Origin of the sequence: Rivibacter subsaxonicus, assembly GCF_004217215.1 — a bacterium.
Classification (GTDB): domain Bacteria; phylum Pseudomonadota; class Gammaproteobacteria; order Burkholderiales; family Burkholderiaceae_C; genus Rivibacter; species Rivibacter subsaxonicus.
In genome coordinates this window covers 553979-576161 of the sequence record NZ_SHKP01000006.1, presented here as the reverse complement: position 1 = coordinate 576161, position 22183 = coordinate 553979, and the positions used below count along the sequence as shown (strand labels likewise).

At 69.2% G+C, this 22183-nt stretch carries 25 protein-coding genes; 9 read left to right on the top strand and 16 right to left on the bottom strand.

Features of this window, described 5'->3' with window-relative positions; genetic code table 11:
• Positions 1-199: 199 nt before the first annotated feature.
• The 9 genes from asd to senB all read right to left on the bottom strand — a co-directional run bounded on the left by asd (position 200) and on the right by senB (position 8390).
• Complete coding sequence (gene asd, locus EV670_RS12630) at positions 200-1327, bottom strand: aspartate-semialdehyde dehydrogenase (protein WP_130432576.1); 1128 nt, start codon at positions 1325-1327, stop codon at positions 200-202.
• A gap of 93 nt (positions 1328-1420) precedes the next feature.
• Entirely contained in the window at positions 1421-2539 is a 1119-nt protein-coding gene (leuB, locus tag EV670_RS12625; protein WP_130432574.1) for a 3-isopropylmalate dehydrogenase, read from the bottom strand.
• Positions 2536-2913, bottom strand: a complete 378-nt coding sequence (locus EV670_RS12620; RefSeq protein WP_130432572.1) for a hypothetical protein — start codon at positions 2911-2913, stop codon at positions 2536-2538. Before EV670_RS12620 ends, leuB begins: the two co-directional genes overlap by 4 nt.
• Before the next feature lie 3 nt (positions 2914-2916).
• Positions 2917-3564, bottom strand: coding sequence for a 3-isopropylmalate dehydratase small subunit (gene leuD, locus EV670_RS12615; RefSeq protein WP_130432855.1), 648 nt, complete (start codon positions 3562-3564; stop codon positions 2917-2919).
• Between the two features lie 9 nt (positions 3565-3573).
• Complete coding sequence (locus EV670_RS12610) at positions 3574-3708, bottom strand: entericidin A/B family lipoprotein (protein ID WP_130432570.1); 135 nt, start codon at positions 3706-3708, stop codon at positions 3574-3576.
• 21 nt (positions 3709-3729) lie between these two features.
• Entirely contained in the window at positions 3730-5142 is a 1413-nt protein-coding gene (gene leuC / locus EV670_RS12605) for a 3-isopropylmalate dehydratase large subunit (RefSeq protein ID WP_130432568.1), read from the bottom strand.
• Positions 5139-6077, bottom strand: a complete 939-nt coding sequence (locus tag EV670_RS12600) for a LysR family transcriptional regulator (protein WP_130432566.1) — start codon at positions 6075-6077, stop codon at positions 5139-5141. The genes leuC and EV670_RS12600 overlap by 4 nt, the downstream gene beginning before the upstream one ends.
• A gap of 284 nt (positions 6078-6361) precedes the next feature.
• The gene (gene selD / locus EV670_RS12595) at positions 6362-7429 is read right to left on the bottom strand and encodes a selenide, water dikinase SelD (protein WP_130432564.1); all 1068 of its coding nucleotides are present in this window, start codon (positions 7427-7429) and stop codon (positions 6362-6364) included.
• Positions 7416-8390, bottom strand: coding sequence for a selenoneine biosynthesis selenosugar synthase SenB (gene senB / locus EV670_RS12590; protein ID WP_130432562.1), 975 nt, complete (start codon positions 8388-8390; stop codon positions 7416-7418). Before senB ends, selD begins: the two co-directional genes overlap by 14 nt.
• A gap of 216 nt (positions 8391-8606) precedes the next feature.
• Between senB and EV670_RS12585 the strand changes: the two genes are divergently transcribed.
• The 8 genes from EV670_RS12585 (at position 8607) to EV670_RS12550 (ending at position 14934) form a co-directional block, all read left to right on the top strand.
• On the top strand, positions 8607-9467 hold the full coding sequence (locus EV670_RS12585) for a putative selenate ABC transporter substrate-binding protein (protein ID WP_130432560.1): 861 nt from the start codon (positions 8607-8609) through the stop codon (positions 9465-9467).
• 13 nt (positions 9468-9480) lie between these two features.
• Entirely contained in the window at positions 9481-10308 is an 828-nt protein-coding gene (locus tag EV670_RS12580; protein WP_130432558.1) for a phosphonate ABC transporter ATP-binding protein, read from the top strand.
• Positions 10305-11150 carry a PhnE/PtxC family ABC transporter permease gene (locus tag EV670_RS12575; protein ID WP_423213580.1) on the top strand — a complete coding sequence of 282 codons (846 nt, stop codon included), beginning with the start codon at positions 10305-10307 and terminating at the stop codon, positions 11148-11150. Before EV670_RS12580 ends, EV670_RS12575 begins: the two co-directional genes overlap by 4 nt.
• Before the next feature lie 7 nt (positions 11151-11157).
• Complete coding sequence (gene phnE, locus EV670_RS12570) at positions 11158-11991, top strand: phosphonate ABC transporter, permease protein PhnE (protein ID WP_130432554.1); 834 nt, start codon at positions 11158-11160, stop codon at positions 11989-11991.
• Positions 11992-12120: 129 nt separating this feature from the next.
• Positions 12121-12492, top strand: a complete 372-nt coding sequence (locus EV670_RS18690) for a hypothetical protein (RefSeq protein WP_165393313.1) — start codon at positions 12121-12123, stop codon at positions 12490-12492.
• The gene (locus EV670_RS12560) at positions 12489-13547 is read left to right on the top strand and encodes an NAD(P)H-dependent flavin oxidoreductase (protein ID WP_130432552.1); all 1059 of its coding nucleotides are present in this window, start codon (positions 12489-12491) and stop codon (positions 13545-13547) included. The genes EV670_RS18690 and EV670_RS12560 overlap by 4 nt, the downstream gene beginning before the upstream one ends.
• Positions 13548-13588: 41 nt before the next feature.
• Positions 13589-14050 (top strand): YccF domain-containing protein, encoded by a 462-nt coding sequence (locus EV670_RS12555; RefSeq protein ID WP_130432550.1) that lies wholly within the window; start codon positions 13589-13591, stop codon positions 14048-14050.
• Between the two features lie 5 nt (positions 14051-14055).
• Positions 14056-14934 carry a rhamnogalacturonan acetylesterase gene (locus tag EV670_RS12550; protein WP_130432548.1) on the top strand — a complete coding sequence of 293 codons (879 nt, stop codon included), beginning with the start codon at positions 14056-14058 and terminating at the stop codon, positions 14932-14934.
• A 60-nt stretch (positions 14935-14994) separates the two neighbouring features.
• Here the strand turns inward: EV670_RS12550 and EV670_RS12545 are convergent, their stop codons facing one another.
• From EV670_RS12545 to EV670_RS12515, 7 genes are all read right to left on the bottom strand, one after another.
• A complete protein-coding gene (locus EV670_RS12545) occupies positions 14995-16305 on the bottom strand; it encodes a citrate synthase (RefSeq protein WP_130432546.1) in 1311 nt (436 codons plus the stop codon).
• A gap of 54 nt (positions 16306-16359) precedes the next feature.
• Positions 16360-16650: an FAD assembly factor SdhE gene (locus tag EV670_RS12540; RefSeq protein WP_130432544.1), complete on the bottom strand. Its 291-nt coding sequence runs from the start codon at positions 16648-16650 to the stop codon at positions 16360-16362.
• Between the two features lie 24 nt (positions 16651-16674).
• Complete coding sequence (locus tag EV670_RS12535; RefSeq protein ID WP_130432542.1) at positions 16675-17382, bottom strand: succinate dehydrogenase iron-sulfur subunit; 708 nt, start codon at positions 17380-17382, stop codon at positions 16675-16677.
• 25 nt (positions 17383-17407) lie between these two features.
• Entirely contained in the window at positions 17408-19147 is a 1740-nt protein-coding gene (gene sdhA / locus EV670_RS12530) for a succinate dehydrogenase flavoprotein subunit (RefSeq protein WP_242616957.1), read from the bottom strand.
• A 69-nt stretch (positions 19148-19216) separates the two neighbouring features.
• On the bottom strand, positions 19217-19579 hold the full coding sequence (gene sdhD / locus EV670_RS12525) for a succinate dehydrogenase, hydrophobic membrane anchor protein (RefSeq protein ID WP_130432538.1): 363 nt from the start codon (positions 19577-19579) through the stop codon (positions 19217-19219).
• Positions 19580-19590: 11 nt separating this feature from the next.
• Positions 19591-20025, bottom strand: coding sequence for a succinate dehydrogenase, cytochrome b556 subunit (gene sdhC, locus EV670_RS12520; RefSeq protein ID WP_130432536.1), 435 nt, complete (start codon positions 20023-20025; stop codon positions 19591-19593).
• A 110-nt stretch (positions 20026-20135) separates the two neighbouring features.
• Positions 20136-20918, bottom strand: a complete 783-nt coding sequence (locus tag EV670_RS12515; protein ID WP_130432534.1) for a GntR family transcriptional regulator — start codon at positions 20916-20918, stop codon at positions 20136-20138.
• A 194-nt stretch (positions 20919-21112) separates the two neighbouring features.
• Between EV670_RS12515 and EV670_RS12510 the strand changes: the two genes are divergently transcribed.
• Positions 21113-22099: a malate dehydrogenase gene (locus EV670_RS12510; RefSeq protein ID WP_130432532.1), complete on the top strand. Its 987-nt coding sequence runs from the start codon at positions 21113-21115 to the stop codon at positions 22097-22099.
• The last annotated feature ends 84 nt before the right edge of the window (positions 22100-22183 follow it).

The following is a 22183-nucleotide window of genomic DNA, read 5'->3' as shown; positions in this document are numbered from 1 at the left end:
TGCGGCCGGACTGCCTCCCGCAAAACATGGCGGGAATGAACAAAATCACAATAACAGCAGGCAGATAGGCTGACAAGCTGAAGCAAAGGCTGATGTTCCAAAGCGGCCAAGGGTGCGCTTTACGCCACCCGGCCGCGTTGTCGGTTGACAACGCGGCGTTACCGGGCGTCACCGGCCGCCGGCGCGCCCAAACTGGCCGTCATTGCTCGAGCAGGATCCGCAGCATGCGGCGCAGCGGCTCCGCGGCACCCCACAGCAACTGGTCGCCGATGGTGAAGGCGCCCAGGTACTCCGACCCCATCGCCATCTTGCGCAGGCGACCGACCGGGATGCTCATCGTGCCGGTCACGGCCACTGGCGTCAGTTCACGGATGGTCGCCGCGCGGGTGTTCGGCACCACCTTCACCCAGTCGTTGTCGGCGGCGATCATGGCCTCGATGTCGGCCAGCGGCACGTCCTTCTTGAGCTTGAAGGTCAGCGCCTGCGAGTGGCAGCGCATCGCGCCGACGCGCACGCAGAAGCCGTCGACCGGCACCGCGGCGCTGCCGAAGCCCGCGCCCTGGCCGAGGATCTTGTTGGTCTCGGCGCCGCCCTTCCACTCTTCCTTGGAGACGCCGTTGCCCAGGTCCTTGTCGATCCACGGAATCAGCGAGCCGCCCAGCGGCACGCCGAAGTTGGCGGTCTGCTCGGGGCTCAGGCCGCGCTGGGTCTCGGCCACCAGGCGGTCGATCTCGAGGATCGCGCTCTTCGGGTCGTCGAGCAGCGGCCGCACCGCGTCGTTGAGCGTGCCGTACTGCGTGAGCAGTTCGCGCATGTGCTGCGCGCCGCCGCCGCTGGCCGCCTGGTAGGTCTGGGTGCTCATCCACTCGACCAGGCCGGCCTTGTAGAGCGCGCCGACGCCCATCAGCATGCAGCTGACGGTGCAGTTGCCGCCGATCCAGTTGCGGCCACCCTTGGCGAGTGCGTTCTTGATGACGGGCAGGTTGACCGGGTCGAGCACGATCACCGCGTCGGGCTCCATGCGCAGCGTCGAGGCGGCGTCGATCCAGTGGCCTTTCCAGCCCGCCGCGCGCAGCTTGGGGAACACCTCGGAGGTGTAGTCGCCGCCCTGCGCGGTGATGATGATCTCGCAGCGCTTGAGCGCCTCGATGTCGAAGGCGTCCTGCAGCTTCGTCTCGTTCTTCGCCCAGGCCGGGGCGAGGCCGCCGGCATTGCTGGTCGAGAAGAACAGCGGCTCGATGAGCGCGAAGTCGCCCTCGGCCTGCATGCGGTCCATCAGCACGGAGCCGACCATGCCACGCCAGCCGACGAGTCCTGTGAGTGCCATTTCCTGATCCTTCTATCGTTTCGATGATCCCGAACCCTGCTGCTCTGCCCGGCTCGTTCGCCGGGTCCGGGTGGGACGAGACGAACCGGCGCGTCAGCGCTTGGTGGTGATCGAAATGGTTTTGTGGCCAGCGCTGTTGCCAAGGACAGCGGCAACGACCGCATCACCCATCTCGCGGGTGCTGACGGTCGCGGCGCCGGCGGCGGCGATGTCTGCGGTGCGCAAACCGGCGTCCAGCACCGCGCCCACGGCCGCTTCGATGCGGTCGGCGGCGTCGGGGTTCTGGAGCGAGTAACGAAGCATCATGGCGGCCGACAGGATTGTAGCCAAGGGGTTGGCCACGCCCTTGCCGGCAATGTCGGGCGCGCTGCCGTGGCTGGGCTCGTACAGGCCCTGGCCGCGCTCGTTGAGCGAGGCGCTCGGCAGCATGCCGATCGAGCCGGTCAGCATGGCCGCCTCGTCGCTGAGGATGTCGCCGAACATGTTGCCGGTCACCAGAACGTCGAACTTCTTGGGCGCCTTGACCAGCTGCATCGCCGCGTTGTCCACGTACATGTGGTCGAGCGCGACGTCGGGGTACTGGGCGTGGACCTCGGTCACGACGTCCTTCCAGAACTGGAAGGTCTCGAGCACGTTGGCCTTGTCGACGCTGGTGACCTTCTTGTTGCGCTTGCGCGCGGCCTGGAACGCCACATGGGCGATGCGCTCGATCTCGGGCCGGCTGTAGCGCATGGTGTCGAAGGCTTCCTCGGCGCCGGGGAAATGGCCGTCGACCGCGGTGCGGCGGCCGCGCGGCTGGCCGAAGTAGATGTCGCCCGTGAGCTCGCGGATGATCAGGATGTCCAGGCCCGCGACCAGCTCGGGCTTCAGGCTCGAGGCATCGGTCAGCGGCGCGTGGCAGATCGCCGGGCGGAAGTTGGCGAACAGGCCGAGCGCCTTGCGCAGCCCGAGGATCGCCTGCTCCGGCCGCAGCCGGCGCTCGAGCGTGTCGTACTTCCAGTCGCCGACGGCGCCGAACAGCACCGCGTCGGAGTCGAGCGCGAGCTGCAGCGTGGCCTCGGGCAGCGGATGGCCGTGCAGCTCGTAGGCGGCACCGCCGACCGGCGCCTGCTTCAGCTCGATCGGCAGCTCGAGCGCCGCCAGCACCTTGAGCGCCTCGGCCATGATTTCCGGGCCGATGCCGTCACCCGGCAGGACTGCAATCTTCTTCATCGTGACTTCTTGCTGTGGGAACGGGAGGTGGTGGTCGTGGGCACCGGTCGCGCCGGTGCACCGGGAATGATCGGCCGGGTGCCGGGCTCGGGCTCATCGACGAACCAGTGCACCAGGCTGTGCTCGCAGGACTTGAACAGCACGTAGGCCGCCATGCTCACGGCGCCGGTCAGCATCAGCTCGCCGAACTGCATCGCGGCGCCGTCCATCAGCGCCTGCCAGCCATGCTCGAGCACGAGCCCGGTGTTGGCCTTGAGCAGCAGGAACAGGTTCAGCGTGCCGGCGCCAAAGACGAAGAAGCTCAGGCACAGCACGATGAACGTGAGCCAGCGGCGCGCGAACAGTGCGCGATGCAGCCAGCGCCGCAGCTTCATGCCTCAGAGCACGCGGTGCGCGAGCCAGGGTTGCCGGGCCAGGCGCTCGGCCTCGAAGGCGCGGATCTTGTCGGCATGCTGCAGCGTCAGGCCGATGTCGTCCCAGCCGTTGAGCAGGCATTGCTTGCGAAACGGTTGCACCTCGAAGGGCAGTTCCTCGCCGTCGGCCTTGACCACCACCTGGCGCGGCAGGTCGATGGTGAGCCGGTAGCCGGGGAAGGCCGCGACCTCGTCGAACAACCGCGCCACCTGGGCCTCGGGCAGCACGATCGGCAGCAGGCCGTTCTTGAAGCAGTTGTTGAAGAAGATGTCGGCGAAGCTCGGCGCGATCAGCGCCCGAAAGCCATATTGCTCGATCGCCCACGGCGCGTGCTCGCGGCTCGAGCCGCAGCCGAAGTTGGCGCGCGCCAGCAGCACCGAGGCGCCCTTGTAGCGCGGCAGGTTCAGCACGAAGTCGGGGTTGGCCTTGCGCGTGGCCGGGTCCTGACCCGGCTCGCCATGGTCGAGGTAGCGCCACTCGTCGAAGAGATTGGGGCCGAAGCCGCTGCGCTTGATCGACTTGAGGAATTGCTTGGGGATGATCGCGTCGGTGTCGACGTTGTCACGGTCGAGCGGCGCGACCAGCCCCTGGTGGGTGGTGAAAGCTTGCATGGCCACGACTCACTTCTTCGACTTGTCCTGCATCTTCTCGCCGACCTTCTCGAGATCCTTGCCGAAGCCGGCCACGGTATTGCAACCGCTGACCAGCAGCGCCATCCCGCACAGCAGCAGCGCGGGGAGAAAACTCTTCTTCATGACTCTTGATCCTCGGGTCGTTCAGGTAATGCGCCGCACATCGACAAAATGCCCGGCCAGCGCGGCGGCAGCCGCCATCGCCGGGCTCACCAGATGGGTGCGGCCACCGGCGCCCTGGCGGCCTTCGAAATTGCGGTTGCTGGTGCTGGCACAGCGCTCGCCGGGCTCGAGGCGGTCGGCGTTCATCGCCAGGCACATCGAGCAGCCCGGCTCGCGCCATTCGAAGCCGGCCGCCTTGAACACCGCATCCAGCCCCTCGCGCTCGGCTTGCTCCTTCACAAGCCCCGAGCCGGGCACCACCAGCGCGAGTTTCACGTTGCTGGCGAGCCGGCCGCCGACGCGCTTCACCACGCCAGCCGCCTCGCGCAGATCCTCGATGCGGCTGTTGGTGCAGGAGCCGATGAAGACCTTGTCGATGCGGATGTCGGCCAGCGGCTTGTTGGGCTCGAGAGCCATGTAGGCCAGCGCGCGCTCGATGGCGCCGCGCTTGACGGCGTCCTTCTCCTTGTCCGGATCGGGCACACGTGCGTCGATGCCGAGCACCATCTCCGGGCTGGTGCCCCAGCTCACCTGCGGCTGGATCTGTGCCGCGTCGAGCTCGACCACGCGGTCGAAAGCGGCGTCGGCGTCGCTGTGCAGCGTGCGCCAGTGCGCCACCGCCTGCTCCCATTCGACGCCGGCCGGGCTGAACGGCCGACCCCGCACGTAGCTGATCGTGGTGTCGTCCACCGCGATCAGCCCGGCGCGCGCGCCGGCCTCGATCGCCATGTTGCAGACCGTCATCCGGCCTTCCATGCTCAACGCGCGGATCGCGCTGCCGCCGAACTCGATGGTGTAGCCGGTGCCGCCGGCGGTGCCGATGCGGCCGATGATCGCCAGCACGATGTCCTTGGCGCCGCAGCCGCGCTGAAGCTGGCCGTCGACCCGCACCAGCATGTTCTTGGCCTTGCGCGCCAGCAGCGTCTGCGTGGCCAGCACATGCTCGACCTCGCTGGTGCCGATGCCGTGGGCCAGCGCGCCGAAGGCGCCATGGGTGCTGGTGTGGCTGTCGCCGCAGACCACCGTCATGCCCGGCAGCGTGGCGCCCTGCTCGGGCCCGATCACGTGGACGATGCCCTGGCGCTTGTCGCTCATCTTGAACTGCGTGATGCCGTGGCGATCGCAGTTGGCGTCGAGCGTGTCGACCTGGAGCTTGCTGACCGGGTCGGCGATGCCGTGGCTGCGGTCGGTGGTCGGCACGTTGTGGTCGCTCACCGCAAGATTGGCCGAGAGCCGCCAGACCTTGCGGCCGGCCAGCTCGATGCCCTCGAAGGCCTGCGGGCTGGTGACCTCGTGCACCAGGTGGCGGTCGATGTAGAGCACGGTGGTGCCGTCGTCTTCGGCGTGGACCACATGCTCGTCCCAGAGCTTGTCGTAGAGAGTGCGGGCGTTCATGAGGGCTTGACCTCGCTGGTCGTCGGATGGGATTGTCTCGCGTTCGGCGCGGGCGTCGGGCAGAGCGCGGTGACGAAGCGCTGCACGACGCTCGGCAGCACTGGCTGGGCGCGCACGACGAGCTGATAGTCGCGCGTGGCCCAGGGTTCGTCGAGTGCGAGCACGCGGATCGAGAAGAGTTGCGCGAAGCGCTCGGCCACCACCGCCGGCAGCACCGCCACGCCGAGCCCGGCGCCGACCATCTGCGCGATCGCGTCGAAGCCACGCACCTGCAGCCGCGCCTTGAGCGTACGCCCGAGCGCCAGCGCCTGCCCGTGCATCAACTCCTGGACCGAGGCGCCCACGTGCAGGCCGACGAAGTCGTCGTCGAGCAGTTCGTCGAAGCGAACCCGCTTGCGGCCGGCCAGCGCGTGCTTCCTCGGCACGATCGCCGCCAGCGTGCCGCTGCGGTACGCCACCGCCTGCAGCCGCGCGTCGAGCACCGGCGGCGCGCAGATGCCGACGTCGGCGCGGCCCTCGGCCACCGCCGCCTGCACCTCGGCGCTGGTCAGGTCTTCGAGGCTGATGCGGATCAGCGGATGGGCGGTGGAAAAGGCCGCCAGGTCCGGCGGCAGGCATTCGGCGATCGCACCGGCGTTGGCAACGATGCGCAGGTGGCCCTTGATGCCACGCGAGAACTCGACCACCTCGCTCTCCAGCGCCAGCAGCGAGGCGTTGAGCGAGCGGATGTGGCGCACCAGCGCGCGGCCGGCTTCGGTGAGTTCGACCCCGCGCGCGCGGCGCTCGAACAGCGCCACGCCCAGGCGGGTCTCGAGGTCTGACAGGCGCTTGCTCGCCGCCGCCAGCGCCAGGCTCTCGCGCTCGGCACCGCGCGTGATGCTGCTCGTCTCGGCGATTGCCAGCACGAGGTTGAGGGTGACGAGGTCGAAGCGCATGAATCCTTCATGATGCGCGAAGGAGCGCTGGTGGCGCTGCGGAATGCTTCAAGCGAGCCTTCGCGACCGGCGAATTCTCGACGATAGAACAAGGCGGAACGCCGCGCCGCGCTCCGGCTCACGCTGGTGAGCGTGGACGGGGCGAGGGAAGGCGGCCTCGTGAGCCTGCGGCGTTCCGCAGGCGGATCATGCGGGCGGCGGCGTGGCCGAGCGTGCGTGCTACGGCCAGCGAGGGTTCGCCGCCAGCGAAGCCACGACCGCGGCGACCGGTCGGGCTCCGGCAGCTATCGCACGCGCAGGCCCGGCTCGCCCGGCGCCGGCGCCGTCACGCGGCCGATCTCCGCCGCCGCCTCAAACCCGTGCCGGCCGAAGATCGCCAGCACCTCGTCGACCGCGCCCGGATCGCAGCTCACCAGCAGGCCACCGCTGGTCTGCGGATCGGAGAGCAGCGCCTGGTCCTCGGCCGCAAAGCCGGCCGGCAGCGCGACCTGCGCGCCGTAGCCGGCCCAGTTGCGCCCCGAGGCGCCGGTGACGAAGCCTTCGCGTGCCATCTCGCGTACGCCCGGCAGCAGCGGTACCTTGCTCCAGTTGATCTCGATGCGACAGCCGGCGCCGCGCGCCAGTTCGAGCGCATGGCCGGCGAGGCCGAAACCGGTGATGTCGGTCAGCGCGTGCACGCCATCCAATGCGGCGAGCTCCGGCCCTGGCGTGTTGAGCCTGGTCGTGCAGTCGATCATCGCCTTGTAGCCGGCGGCGTCGAGCTGCTCCTTCTTGAGCGCGGCCGAGAGGATGCCAACGCCGATCGGCTTGCCGAGGATCAGCCGATCGCCGGGCTTGGCATCAGCGTTGCGTTTTACTCGCTTCGGGTGCACGAGTCCGAGCGCCACCAGGCCATAGATCGGCTCGACCGAGTCGATCGTGTGGCCACCGGCAATCGGGATGCCGGCCGCACGGCAGACCGACTCGCCGCCCTCGAGGATGCGGCCGATCACCTCCAGCGGCAGCACGTTGATCGGCATGCCGACCAGCGCCAGCGCCATGATCGGCGTGCCGCCCATCGCGTAGACGTCGCTGATCGCGTTGGTGGCGGCGATGCGGCCGAAGTCGAAGGGGTCGTCGACGATCGGCATGAAGAAGTCGGTGGTGGCGATCAGCGCCTGCTCGTCGTTGAGCCGGTAGACCGCGGCATCGTCGGCGGTCTCGATGCCGACCATCAGTTCGGGCGGCATCGGCAGCTTGGCGGTGTTCTTCAGGATCTCGGCCAGCACGCCGGGCGCGATCTTGCAGCCGCAGCCGCCGCCGTGCGAGAGCGAGGTCAGGCGCGGGCCGGGCCGGGGATCAGGGGCGTTCATCGGACAACTCCAACAGGTCTTTGATCAGCGCCAGCAGCGTGGCGCGTTCGCGCGCCGGCTCGAACAGCGGTGCGCGCCGCGCGCACTGAAGGCGCAATGCGTCGAGCTTAAGCGGATCGTCGCGACACTGGCACAGCAGGGCCGCCAGCGCCGCATCGTCGCCCGGCTCGAAGTAGCCGCCGTAGTCGACGCCGAGCAGGCCTACGTTGCCATCGATGCGCGAGGCCAGCACCGGCGTGCCGCTGGTCACGGCCTCGATCACCACGTGGGCGCCGCCTTCGAGAGCGCTTGGATGCACCAGCAGGTGGGCACGCTGCAGGCGCGCGCGCGTAGCGCCATGCGGCTGCGCGCCGAGCCAACGGTAGCGGGGCTGCTCGCGCGCCAGCGCGGCGGCGGCCGCGCCGAGCGCCGGGTCGAGCGCGGCGCCGATGTGGTCGATGAAGATGTCCTCGCGCGCCGTCAGCCGTCGCGCGGCGGCGAACAGCGTCTGCGGCGCCTTCTCGGCGCGCAGGTGACCGATGGCGATGGCGCGCAGGTGGCGCCCGGTCCTGGGCAGCGTGCGCCGCGCCGGCGTCGACTGCACGCAGACCACCGCCTTGTGGCGCAGCGCCGGCGGCAAGGCGTTCACGCCGAGCGGCTGCAACACCACCAGCCGATCGGCCAGTTGCAGCGAGCGCTGCGCGGCGGCGTCGGTCGCGATGTCGCCGTAGAGATCGGTGCCGGTCAGCACCAGCACGAGCGGGCGGCTGCCGGCCTCGTCACGCCAGCGCGCCACCGACGCCGCGCTCTTGCGCGCATGCAGCGCGATCAGCGCGTCGGCCGGCTCGCCCTGCCACTGCTGCGCGAGGCGAACATCATGATGAATCGAGAGCATCCGCGCCCAGCGCGACGCGGTCTGCCAGTTGCCGTTGTTGGCCTCGGCCAGCGCAGGACTCACGATCAGGATCTGCGCACGCGCCATGCCCGAGCTTCTAGCACGCCAGGTTGTGGAGGCCGGTCCATCCCGACGCGCTCCACGACCCGGGCCGCGCGGTGCGTTCATTGCCACTGTGTCCGCGCTGCACGGTCCGCGCTGTCGCAGCTTTGTCGAGCCGCATCGCGACGAGCTCGTTGCCGGCCTCCGCGGCGCTGCGCTTCCATAATCCGCCAGCTCCGAACCCGTCCACGAGGCTTGCTCATGTATCTCACGTCCTTCCTGCGTCGCCGCGCCCTGCTGCTCGCCGGGCTCCTCTCATTGGCCGCCGGCGTCCAGGCCCAGCAGGTCTTCCGCGTCACCGCCATCCCCGACGAGTCACCGACCGAGCTGGCGCGCAAGGCCGCACCGTTGATGAAGCACCTCGAGAAACGGCTCGGCATGAAGGTCGAGTTCGTGCCGGTCACCGACTACGCGGCCGCGGTCGAGGCGCTGGTCAACAAGAAGGTCGACCTGGCCTGGTTCGGTGGCTTCACCTTCGTGCAGGCCAACAATCGCTCGGGTGGCAAGGTGCTGCCGCTGGTGCAACGCGAGGAGGACGAGAAGTTCCGCTCGGTCTTCGTCACCACCGACCCGGCGATCAAGACCCTGGCCGACCTCAAGGGCAAGGACGTCAGCTTCGGCTCGCAGAGCAGCACCTCGGGCCACCTGATGCCGCGCAGCTTCCTGCTGCAGGCCGGCATCGACCCCGACCGCGACTTCAAGCGCGTGGCCTACAGCGGCGCGCACGACGCGACCGTGGCCGCGGTGGCCTCGGGCAAGGTTCAGGCGGGTGCGCTCAACATCTCGGTCTGGGACAAGCTCGTCGCCGACAAGAAGGTCGACACCGACAAGGTGCGCGTGTTCTTCACGACCCCGCCCTACTACGACTACAACTGGAGCGTGCACGCCGACATGCCGGCCGCGCAGCGCGAGAAGCTCACCAAGGCCTTCACCGAGCTGAGCCGCGACACGGCCGAGGGCAAGGAGATCCTCGAGCTGCAGCGCGCCACCCGCTACGTGCCGAGCAAGGTCGAGAACTACAAGGGCATCGAGGCCGCGGCCAAGAGCGCGGGCCTGCTCTGAACCGGCGTCGCCCGTGCAACTGAGCCTGGAAGGCGTCAGCGCCCGGCATCCGGCCGCCCGTTCCGGGAGTGCCGCTGCGCTGCGCGACTGCAGCCTGCAACTCGCGGCCGGCGAGGCGGTGGCGGTGATCGGCCCCAGCGGCGCCGGCAAGACCACGCTGTTGCACACCGCGGCGCTGGCGCTCGCGCCCTCGGCCGGCACCTTGCGGCTGGACGGCGTCGAGCCCTGGGCCTTGTCGCGCGGCGCGCTGCAGCGCCAGCGTGGACGCCTTTTCCTCGCGCCGCAGGCACCGCCGCTGCCACCGCGCCAGCGCGTGATCACCGCGGTGCTGGCCGGCCGACTGCCGCAGTGGAGCCTGGCGCGCAGCCTGCGCTCGCTGTTCTACCCGGTCGACATCGCGGCCGCCCACGCGGCGCTGGCGCGCTTCGACCTCGCCGACAAGCTCTTCGAGCGCGTCGACCGGCTCTCCGGTGGCGAACGCCAGCGCGTGGGCCTGGCGCGCGCGCTGCTGGCGCCGGCCTCGCTGTGGTTGGTCGACGAGCCGCTGTCGGCGCTCGACCCGACCCGTGCCGCGCGCGCGATCGACACGCTGGTCGATGAAGCGGCGGCGCGCGGCGTCACGCTGCTGGCCTCGCTGCACCACGTGGAGATGGCGCTGAGCCGCTTTCCGCGCATCGTCGGCCTGCGCGCCGGCGTGATCGAGTTCGACCTGCCTGCGGCCGAGGTCACGCCCGATCGCCTGGCCCGGCTCTACGCGCACCATGAAGACGAACTGAGCGGGCCCGCCCCCGAGGCCGCGCCGCTGGCGCCGCCGGTGCCGGTGGCGATGCAGTGCCGGTGAGCAGCACACCGGCGCTCTCCTCGGCCGCGCCGGCGCTGCGCGACCCGGCCTGGCTCGGCCGGGTGTTCTGGGCGCTCGCCGGCCTGGCGTTGCTGTGGCCACTGTTCGTGGCCACCGAGTTCGCGCTGTGGGAGTTGCTGCAGCCCGCGAACCTGAAGCCCGCGTTCGCCTTTGCCGGCAGCTTCTTCCCGCCCGCCACCGAGCCCGAGTTCCTGCGCCTGGTGGCGCGCGAAACCTGGCGCACCGTCGCCATCGCCACTGCCGGCATCACGCTGGCGCTGCTGCTGGCGGTGCCGCTGGCGCTGCTGTCGAGCGAGACGCTGTCGATCTCGGCGCTGTCGGGCCGCATGGCGCCGTTGCCACGCGCGCTGCGCCAGGCGGTGCGCGCGCTGCTGATCGTGCTGCGCAGCGTGCCCGAGTTGGTCTGGGCGCTGGTCTTCGTGCGCGTGGTCGGCCTCGGGCCTACGGCCGGTGTGCTGGCCATCGCGCTCACCTACGGCGGCATGCTCGGCAAGGTCTACGCCGAGATCCTCGACAGCGGCGACCCGCAGGCCGCGCGCAGCCTGCTGCGCAACGGCAGCGGCCGCCTGCAGGCCTTTGCCTACGCGCTGCTGCCGCAGAGCGCGGCAGAGCTGGTGTCGTACACCGTCTACCGCTGGGAATGCGCGGTGCGCTCCTCGGTCGTGCTCGGCTTCGTCGGCGCCGGCGGCCTCGGCCAGCAGATGGACAACTCGATGAAGATGCTGGCCGGTGGCGAGGTGGCGACGATGCTGCTGGTGTTCTTCGCGCTGGTGGCGCTCGCCGACCGCACCAGCGCGTGGCTGCGCAAGGCGCTGGGCTGAGGTCGCCATGAGTTCGCCCTCCCCCGATCACACCGCAGCGCCGCAGCAGTTGCCGCCGCCGATCTTCGACGCGCGCTGCAAGGCCTGCTGGTTCGTGCTCGGGTTGCTGCTGCTCGTGGTGGCCAGCTTCTGGAGCCTCGACCTGCAATGGGTGGCCTTCTTCTCGCTCGACGCGCTGCGCTCGATGGCGCGCTTTGGCGGCGAGTTCTTCCCGCCTGACCTGAGCCCGGTCTTCGTGCGCAAGGTGGTACAGGCGAGCGTCGAGACGCTGGCGATGTCGGCGCTCGGCACCTTGCTCGCGGTCGTCTTCGGCCTGCTGCTGGCGCTGCCGGCGAGCCGGCTCCACGCCGCTGATCGCTCGTGGCTGCGCCAGCCGACGCGGCTGCTGCTCAACGCGCTGCGCTCGATTCCCGAGCTGGTGTGGGCCGCGCTGCTGCTGGTGGCGGCCGGGCTCGGCCCCTTTGCCGGCACGCTGGCGCTCGCGCTGCACACTACCGGCGTGCTCGGCCGGCTGTTCGCCGAGGCGATCGAGAACGCCGAGCCCGGACCCGCCGCCGCCCTGCGCGCGCAGGGCAATAGCACGCCGGCGGTGCTGCTCTACGCCACGCTGCCGCAGGTGCTGCCGCAGCTGCTGAGCTACACGCTCTACCGCTGGGAGAACAACATCCGCGCCGCAGCGGTGCTCGGCGTGGTTGGCGCCGGCGGCCTGGGCCAGATGCTGGCCTTTCACATGGGGCTGTTCCACATGGGCAAGACCGCGACCATCCTGATCGCGATGCTGGCGCTGGTGGGCCTCGTCGATGGCTTGAGCTTTGCCTTGCGCAGGAGACTGACGCGATGAACACCCTGCCGCTGCTCGCCGCCCGCTGGCGCCTCGGTCGCCTCGACCCGGCGGCGATGCAGCGCGCCGTCGGCCAGCTGGTCCATCGGGGCTTCGTGTCGGGGCACTCGGTGCACGCGCTCAGCGCGCTTGCCGCGCGAGGAGGACGTGCTGCCGGCCTTTCTCGATGCGCTGGCGCGCTGCGATGTGGCGATCCCCGCGCGCGACGCGGCACTGCGTACGCTGATCGACCACCACCTCGGCTGCCTCGTCGACGACGCCATCGATGCCTGGGCCGGCCTGAAGGCGATGTTGGCCGAGCTCCAGCCGCTGCTCGAACCGGGCGACGACGAGATCGACGAGCTGCGCGCTCTCACCGGCCTGTACTGGACCGCCGACGATGCCCTCGGCCGCCAGGGTGAATTCGGCTGGCGCGAACATGAGGGCAACGCTGCCTGGCAGGCACTCAAGACCGACATCCGCGCCGCCGCACGCACAGCCCTCGACCGGAGACCCCGATGACGATGAGCCTCGCCGCCCTGCTCGGCACCGAACTCCCGCTGATCCAGGCCCCGATGGCGGGCGTGCAGACCCACGCGCTCGCGGTGGCGGTCAGCAACGCCGGCGCGCTGGGCTCGCTGCCAAGCGCGACGCTGTCGACGGAGCAGTTGTGCGCCGAAATCGAGGCCCTGCGCGCCGGCACGCAGCGGCCGTGGAACCTGAACTTCTTCTGCCACGAGCCGCCGGTGGCGGACGCCGCGCGCGAGGCGGCCTGGCGCGCGGCGCTCGCGCCCTACTACGCCGAATACGGCATCGACGCCGCGACGATCGCCCCCGGCGCCGGTCGCGCGCCGTTCAGCGCCGAGGCACTGGCGCTGATCGCTCCCTTCAGACCGCCGGTCCTGAGCTTCCACTTCGGCCTGCCCTCGGCCGATCTGCTGGCGCAGGCGCGCGCCGGCTGGGCGCCACGCATCCTCGCCTCGGCAACGACGCTGGAGGAGGCGCTGTGGCTGCAGCAGCACGGCGTCGACGCGGTGATCGCGCAGGGCCTGGAGGCCGGTGGCCACCGCGGCCATTTCCTCGACCACGACCTCAGCCGCCAGGCCGGTCTGTTCGTACTGCTGCCGCAGCTGGTGCGCGCGTTGCGCGTGCCGGTGATCGCCGCCGGCGGCATCGCCGACGCGCAGGGCGTGGCGGCGGCCATGGCGCTCGGCGCCGCCGGCGTGCAGGTCGGCACCGCCTACCTGCTGTGCGACGAGACCGCCACCACGCCGCTGCATCGCACCGCGCTCGCCAGCGACGCGGCGCGCCACACGGCGTTGACCAATCTGTTCACCGGCCGGCCGGCGCGCGGCATCGTCAACCGGCTGATGCGCGAGCTCGGCCCCCTGTCGGGGGCCCCGCCGGCCTTTCCGCTCGCGCCGGCCGCGCTGGCGCCGCTGCGGGCGGCGGCCGAGGCACGGGGCTCGAGCGACTTCACGCCGCTGTGGAGCGGCCAGAACGCCAGCGGGTGCCGCGCCGTGCCGGCGGCCGAGCTGACGCGCGCGCTGGCACGCGGCTTCGCGCCCGCCGCGTGACATGATCGCCTCAGGCTGAACCACCGGATCCGACCGTAACCATGAGCACCCTCGGCAACGTCCTCTGGCTGATCCTCGGCGGGCTCGTGATGGGCCTGGGCTGGTGGCTCGTCGGGCTGCTGGCCTTCATCACCATCGTCGGCATTCCCTGGGGCCGGGCCTGCTTCGTGATCGGCCAGTTCGCCTTCCTGCCCTTCGGCCGCACCGCGATCGACCGCGAGCAACTCAGCGGCCGCAGCGACATCGGCACCAGCGCCTTCGGCACGCTCGGCAACGTCCTCTGGTTCCTCTTCGCCGGCGTCTGGCTGGCCATCGGCCACGTGCTGTCGGCGGTGGCCAGCGCGCTGACGATCATCGGCATTCCCTTTGCGATCCAGCACCTGAAGCTGGCGGCGATCGCGCTGGCGCCGATCGGCAAGACCATCGTCAGCAACGAAGTCGCCGCGGCAGCGCGAGCACAGGCGGCGCAGGCCGAGGTGCAGCAGCGGCGCGCCGGCGTCTGAGCAGCGTGCGCAGACGCTGCGGCGACGGCGCCCGGCCGCTGAACCGCCGCCAGGCATTGATCGGCCTGGCCGCCTGCACCACGGCGGCCTACGCGACAGAGCCGGCGCCTGCGCCAACGACGGCAGCGCCGGCCGGCAGGACGGCGAGCGAGGCCGCAGCGGCGCTGGCGCCCTGGCCGATGCCGCTGGCCACCGTACACCCCGCCCTGCACCTGGCCGGCGACTCGACGATGGCCGACAAGCGCACCCCGCCCGCCTTCCCCGAACGCGGCTGGGGCCAGCTCTACCGCGGCCTGCTCCGGGAGCCCGAGCGCCTGGTCAATCACGCGGCCAACGGACGCAGCACGAAGCGCTTCATCGACGAGGGGCGCTGGGCGCACCTGCTCGGCCAGCTCGCGGCCGACGACTTCGTGCTGATCCAGTTCGGCCACAACGACCAGAAGGCCGACGACCCGCAGCGCTACGCGCCGGCAGCCACCGCCTTCAAGGACAACCTGCGCCGCTTCGTGCGCGAGACCCGCGAGCGCGGCGCGATACCGCTGCTGGCCACGCCGGTGATGCGCCGCAGTTTCGATGCCGAGGGCCGCCTGCTGCCGACGCTGGGCGACTACCCCGAGGCCACGCGCGAGGTGGCGCGCGAGCAGGGCGTGGTGTTGCTCGACCTGCACGCGCGCACCCGCGACTGGTTGCAGGCGCTGGGCCCAGAGGCCTCGAAGGCGATGTTCATGTGCTTCGCCCCCGGCGCTCACCCGGAGCTGCCGCAGGGCCGCCAGGACAACACGCATTTCGTCGAGGCCGGCGCGCTGGCCGTGGCGCGCCTGGCCGCCGTGCAGATGCGCGAGCAGCGGCTGCCGCTGGCCGACTGGCTGCTGCCGTCGGCCTGAAGTCGCCAGAAAGTCAAAGAGGCCCCGCGGGGCCTCTTGTGCTTGCGCCAAGCTTCAGCCTCAGCGCTGCCCGATCGGCTTGACGTCGCGCGCGGTCGCGCCGACGAAGAGCTGGCGCGGGCGGCCGATCTTGTACTCGGGGTCGGCGATCATCTCGTTGAGCTGGGCGATCCAGCCGACGGTGCGCGCCAGCGCGAAGATCGCGGTGAACAGCGAGACCGGGATGCCGATCGCGCGCTGCACGATGCCCGAGTAGAAGTCGACGTTCGGGTAGAGCTTGCGGGCGACGAAGTACTCGTCCTCGAGCGCGATCTTCTCGAGCGCCATGGCCAGCTTGAACAGCGGGTCGTTCTCGAGGCCGAGCGCCTCCAGCACCTCGTGGCAGGTCTCGCGCATCAGCTTGGCGCGCGGGTCGTAGTTCTTGTAGACCCGGTGGCCGAAGCCCATCAGCTTGATGCCGGAGTTCTTGTCCTTGACCTGCTTGATGAACTCGCCGATCTTCTCGACGCCGCCGGCCTTCTGGATGTCTTCCAGCATGTTCAGCGCGGCCTCGTTGGCGCCGCCGTGGGCCGGGCCCCAGAGGCAGGCCACGCCGGCGGCGATCGCGGCGAAGGGGTTGGTGCCCGACGAACCGCACAGGCGCACGGTGCTGGTGCTGGCGTTCTGCTCGTGGTCGGCGTGGAGGATAAAGATGCGGTCGAGCGCGCGCACCACGACGTCGTTCGGCTCGTACTTCTCGCACGGCGTGGCGAACATCATGTGCGTGAAGTTCGCCGTGTAGCTCAACTCGTTGCGCGGGTACATGTACGGCTGGCCGAGCGCGTACTTGTAGGCCATCGCCACCAGCGTCGGCATCTTGGCGATCAGGCGGATCGCCGAGATCTCGCGATGCTGCGGGTTATTGATGTCGGTGCTGTCGTGATAGAAGGCCGAGAGCCCGCCGACCAGGCCGGTCATCACGGCCATCGGGTGCGCGTCGCGGCGGAAGCCGCGCAGGAAGAACTGCATCTGCTCGTTGACCATCGTGTGATTGGTCACCAGCTTGTGGAAGTCCTTCTGTTGCTGCGCGTTGGGCAGCTCCCCGTACAGCAGCAGGTGACAGGTATCGAGGAAGTCGCAGTGCTGCGCCAACTGCTCGATCGGGTAGCCGCGGTACAGCAGCTCGCCCTTGTCGCCGTCGATGTAGGTGATGCTCGAGTTGCACGAGGCGGTACTCAGGAAACCGGGGTCGTAGGTGAACTTGCCGGTCTGCGCGTAGAGCTTGCGGATGTCGATCACGTCCGGGCCCACCGAGCCCTTGTAGATCGGCAGGTCCATGCTCGGGCTGCCATCGGAGAAGGCCAGCGTGGCTTTGACATCGGACGGGGTCATGGTCGTTCCTTCACAGAGCGAGGTTTTGAATCTTTGTCTCGTTCGCTGCGCGCTTCAGAAGGCGCGCTGGCGCATGCGTTCGAGCACCGAGCGCAACTCGGGGCCGTCGATCTCGGGGGTCGGCTCGGTGCGCCGCAGCAGCAGGTCGAGCAGGTCGTTGTCGGGCAGGTCCATCAGCGCCGAGAGCCCGGCCGCGTCGCGGCGCGTCAGCGTGGGCTCGAAACGCTGGAAGAAGCGCTCGACGAAGAGGTCGTTCTCGAGCAGTCCGCGCCGGCAACGCCAGTGCAGCCGGCTGAGCTCGCGCTCATCCAGCAACTGGTCGAGGTCTTCGGTCACGGCGCTCATGGCTTGGCAGGTGCTGGCACGGCCTCAGACGGCGCGGCGCACCATCAGCTCCTTGATCTTGCCGATTGCCTTGGTCGGGTTCAGTCCCTTCGGGCAGACGTCGACGCAGTTCATGATCGTGTGGCAGCGGAACAGGCGGTACGGATCCTCGAGGTTGTCGAGACGCTCGGCGGTGCCCTGGTCGCGGCTGTCGGCGATGAAGCGATAGGCCTGCAGCAGGCCGGCCGGGCCGACGAACTTGTCCGGGTTCCACCAGAAGCTCGGGCAGCTCGTGCTGCAGCTCGCGCACAGGATGCACTCGTAGAGGCCGTTGAGCTCGTCGCGTTCCTCGGGCGACTGCAGGCGTTCCTTCTCGGGCGGCACGTCGTCGTTGAGCAGGTACGGCTTGATCGAGTTGTACTGCTTGAAGAACTGCGTCATGTCGACGATCAGGTCGCGGATCACCGGCAGCCCGGGCAGCGGCTTGAGCACGATCGTGCCCGGCAGCGTGCGCATGTTGGTCAGGCACGCGAGGCCGTTCTTGCCGTTGATGTTCATCGCGTCGGAGCCGCAGACGCCCTCGCGGCACGAGCGGCGGAAGCTCAGGGTCGGATCGACCTCCTTGAGCTTCATCAGCGCGTCCAGCAGCATGCGCTCGTTGCCCTGCAGCTCGACCTCGATGGTCTGCATGTAGGGCTTGGCGTCCTTGTCCGGGTCGTAGCGGTAGATCTGGAAGCTGCGCTTCTGGGTCATGAATCTCTCTCCTGGATGCGCAAACTTAGAAGGTGCGGACCTTGGGTGGAATCGATTCCACCGACAGCGGCTTGAGCTGCACCGGCTTGTACGTGAGGCTGTTGCTCTCGCTGTGCCACAGCGTGTGCTTCATCCAGACCTTGTCGTTGCGGCCGAGCGGGGTTTCCGGATCGTCGGCGCCGCGCTCGTAGTCCTTGACGGTGTGGGCGCCGCGGCACTCGTGGCGCGCGGCGGCCGAGACCATCGTCGCCTGCGCGGCCTCGATGAGGTTGTCGACCTCGAGCGCCTCGATGCGCGCGGTGTTGAAGACCTTGCTCTTGTCCTTGAGCGTGATGCCGGCCACGCGCTCGCGGATCGCCGCGATCTGCTTGACGCCCTCGTCCATCATGGCCTGGGTGCGGAACACGCCGGCGTGCTGCTGCATGCTGGTGCGCATGTCCTCGGCCACCACCTGCGCGTATTCGCCGCCGGTGCTGGCGTCCAGGCGTGCCAGGCGTGCCAGCGTGCGGTCGGCGGCGTCCTTGGGCAGGAGCTTGTGGGCCTTGGGTTCCTTCGCCAGCGACTCGACGATGTGGTTGCCGGCGGCGCGACCGAACACCAGCAGGTCGAGCAGCGAGTTGGTGCCGAGGCGGTTGGCGCCGTGCACGCTGACGCAGGAGCATTCGCCCACCGCGTAAAGCCCGTTCAGCACCGCGTTGTGCACGCCGTCCCTGGGCACCACGACCTGGCCATGGATGTTGGTCGGGATGCCGCCCATCTGGTAGTGGATGGTCGGCACCACGGGAATCGGTTCGCGCGTGATGTCGACGTTGGCGAAGTTGTGGCCGATCTCGAACACGCTGGGCAGGCGCTTCATGATCGTCTCGCCGCCGAGGTGGGTCATGTCGAGCTCGATGTAGTCCTTGTTCGGACCGCAGCCGCGCCCTTCCTTGATCTCCTGGTCCATGCAGCGCGAGACGAAGTCGCGCGGCGCCAGGTCCTTGAGCGTGGGCGCGTAGCGCTCCATGAAGCGTTCGCCGCTGGCATTGCGCAGGATCGCGCCCTCGCCGCGGCAGCCCTCGGTGAGCAGCACGCCGGCGCCAGCGACGCCAGTCGGGTGGAACTGCCAGAACTCCATGTCCTCGAGCGGGATGCCGGCGCGTGCCGCCATGCCCAGGCCGTCACCAGTGTTGATGAAGGCGTTGGTGCTGGCGGCAAAGATGCGGCCGGCGCCGCCGGTGGCCAGCAGCACGGTCTTGCCTTGCAGGATGTGGACCTCGCCGGTCTCCATCTCGAGGGCGCTGACGCCGATGCAGTCGCCTTCGGCATCGCGGATCAGGTCGAGCGCCATCCACTCGACGAAGAACTGGGTGCGCGCCTTGACGTTCTGCTGGTAGAGCGTGTGCAGCATCGCGTGGCCGGTGCGGTCGGCCGCGGCGCAGGCGCGCTGCACCGGCTTCTCGCCATAGTTGGCGGTGTGGCCGCCGAAGGGGCGCTGGTAGATCGTGCCGTCGGCATTGCGGTCGAAGGGCATGCCGAAATGCTCGAGTTCGTAGACGACCTTGGGCGCCTCGCGGCACATGAACTCGATCGCGTCCTGGTCGCCGAGCCAGTCGGAGCCCTTGATCGTGTCGTAGAAGTGGTAGTGCCAGTTGTCCTCGCTCATGTTGCCGAGCGAGGCACCGATGCCGCCCTGCGCCGCCACCGTGTGCGAGCGGGTCGGGAACACCTTGGACAGCACCGCGACGTTGAGGCCGGCGCGCGCCAGTTGCAGCGAGGCACGCATGCCCGAGCCGCCGGCGCCGACGATGACGACGTCGAACTTGCGCGTCGAGAGAGTTGTTGCGGTCACGATTTACAGCCTCCAGAGCACCTGGATCGCCCAGCCGGCGCAGCCGACCAGCCAGACGATCGTGAACACCTGCAATGCCAGGCGGATGCCGACCGGCTTGACGTAGTCCATCCAGACATCGCGCATGCCGACCCACACATGGATCAGCAGCGAGACGATGACGACGAAGGTGAAGACCTTCATCCATTGAGCCGAGAAGATCGCGGCCCAGCGGTCGTAGCCGAGCGGCCCGCCGAAGAGCAGCTGGGCGATCAGGACGATGGTGAACAGCGCCATCAGCGTGGCGGTGACGCGCTGGCTGAGCCAGTCGCGCAGGCCGTAGTGCGCACCGACGACGATGCGCTCGGATCCGTAGGTCTTGGTCATGTCCGATCGCCTCAGAAGAACAGCTTGTAGCCGAGCACCAGCGTCAGCAGTACGCTCAGCGCCAGCGTGACGATGGCCGAGCTGTGGCCGAACTCCTTGGTCACCGCGTGCGTGGCGTCCATCCACAGGTGGCGCAGGCCGGCGATGAAGTGATGCAGGTAGGCCCAGATCAGCCCCAGCACCACCAGCTTGAGGAACCAGCCCGGGAAGATCCAGAGCCCGGCGACGAAGGCGCTGGTGAACTGTTCGTAGCTGAACTCGGACGTCAGGCTCTTGTCGAACAGCCAGATCACGAAGGGAAGCAGCAGGAACATCAGCACGCCGCTGACCCGGTGCAGGATCGACACGATGCCCGCCGGCGGCAGTCGGTACGAGACGATCTGCGAGATGTGGATGTTGCGATAGACCGGGCGTTGCCGCGGTGTCGGTGCTGGGGTGGTCGCCATGCCGAACCTTCTCGTTGCTTGCAAGGACTGAAACCGTCTGAGTTTATTGCATCGCAGCAGATCGACCGGCCCGCTCGGGTGTTGGGCGAGCCGCGGATCGGCTGCTCGATTCAGTTCAGTTCGTTTCGGTAGAAATGGGTCGCCGTCTGGTAGAGGCCGCGCCGCAACTCGACAGGCTTGTCGCCGAAGGTCAGCGTGCGCCGCTCGACGCTGAGCAGCGGCGCGCCTTCGGGCACCGCCAGCAGCTCGGCCTCGGCCGCGCTCGCCGCCACTGCGCGGATCTTTTCCTCGGCGCGGAGCATGCGCACGCCGAACTCGGTCTCGAACAGCGCGTAGAGCGGCCCGCGGTACTCCGACAGGCGCTCGGCGGTGAGTCCCTTGAACAGCGCACCGGGCAGCCAGATCTCGTCAAGCACCACCGGCACGCCGGCAAACAGCAGCAACCGGCGCACCTGCACCGCCGGCTCGCCGAGCTTGAGTTCGAGCGCGCGCGCCACCTCGGCGCTGGCGCGCAGGCGCCGGCAATCCAGAAAGCGGCGCTCGACCGGCCCCGCCGCACCCTCCGGATCGGGCTCCAGCCGCAGGAAGCGGTACTGCACATGCTCCTCGGCATGGGTGGCGACGAAGGTGCCCTTGCCCTGGCGCCGCACGACCAGGCCGTCGACCGCCAGTTCGTCGATCGCCTTGCGCACCGTGCCCTGGCTGACCTTGAAGCGCGCCGCCAACTCCATCTCGCTCGGGATCGCCTCGCCCGGCTTCCACTCGCCACCCTGCAGGCTGCGCGTCAGCAGCGCCTTGATCTGCTGGTAGAGCGGGCTGAAGGCGGGGCCGTCGATGGTGTCGTCGAGCACCGTCGAGAAGGGAGGCGAGGCAGGAGGCAGGGCGGCGGACATGATCGGGCTCGATTGCATCACAGCCGGGCCGGCTCGGCACGCATTCCCATGAATGATGTCTTATATAAGACATAAGACTATTGACGGCCTTGGGTGAGACCCTTAGACTTGCCTACACTTCGACGGCTTCGCGCCATCGGCCTGAACTCACGGCCCTGCGCCGCGCGCCTGTCCACCCCTTCCGGAGTCCTCCCATGAGCAAGAAACCCGTCCGAGTCGCCGTCACCGGCGCCGCTGGCCAGATCGGCTACGCCCTGCTGTTCCGCATCGCCTCCGGCGAAATGCTGGGCAAGGACCAGCCGGTGATCCTGCAACTGCTCGAGATCCCCGACGAGAAGGCCCAGAAGGCGCTCAAGGGCGTGATGATGGAACTCGAGGACTGCGCCTTCCCGCTGCTGGTCGGCATGGAAGCGCACAGCGATCCGATGACCGCCTTCAAGGACACCGACTACGCGCTACTGGTCGGCTCGCGTCCGCGTGGCCCGGGCATGGAGCGCGCCGAGCTGCTGTCGATCAACGGCGCCATCTTCACCGCCCAGGGCAAGGCGCTCAACGCGGTCGCCTCGCGCAACGTCAAGGTGCTGGTGGTCGGCAACCCGGCCAACACCAACGCCTACATCGCGATGAAGAGCGCGCCCGACCTGCCGCGCAAGAACTTCACCGCGATGCTGCGCCTGGACCACAACCGCGCCGCCAGCCAACTCGCGGCCAAGACCGGCAAGCCGGTCTCGGCGATCGAGAAGCTCGCGGTCTGGGGCAACCACTCGCCGACCATGTACGCCGACTACCGCTTCGCCACCATCGGCGGCGCCAGCGTCAAGGACATGATCAACGACCAGGTCTGGAACAAGGACGTGTTCCTCCCGACCGTCGGCAAGCGCGGCGCCGCCATCATCGAGGCGCGCGGCTTGAGCAGCGCGGCCTCGGCCGCCAACGCCGCGATCGACCACATGCGCGACTGGGCCCTGGGCACCAACGGCAAGTGGGTCACGATGGGCATCCCGAGCAACGGCGACTACGGCATCCCGAAGGACGTGATGTTCGGCTTCCCGGTCACCTGCGAGGGCGGCGAGTACAAGGTGGTCGAGGGCCTCGCGATCGACGCCTTCAGCCAGGAATGCATCAACAAGACCCTGGCCGAGTTGCAGGGCGAGCAGGACGGCGTCAAGCACCTGCTCTGATCGCCAGGACGGCCGGCCCCGACAACTCGTCAGCCGGCCTTTTTTTCGCATTCCCGTTGACGTGAACGTCAACGTCAACCGCCA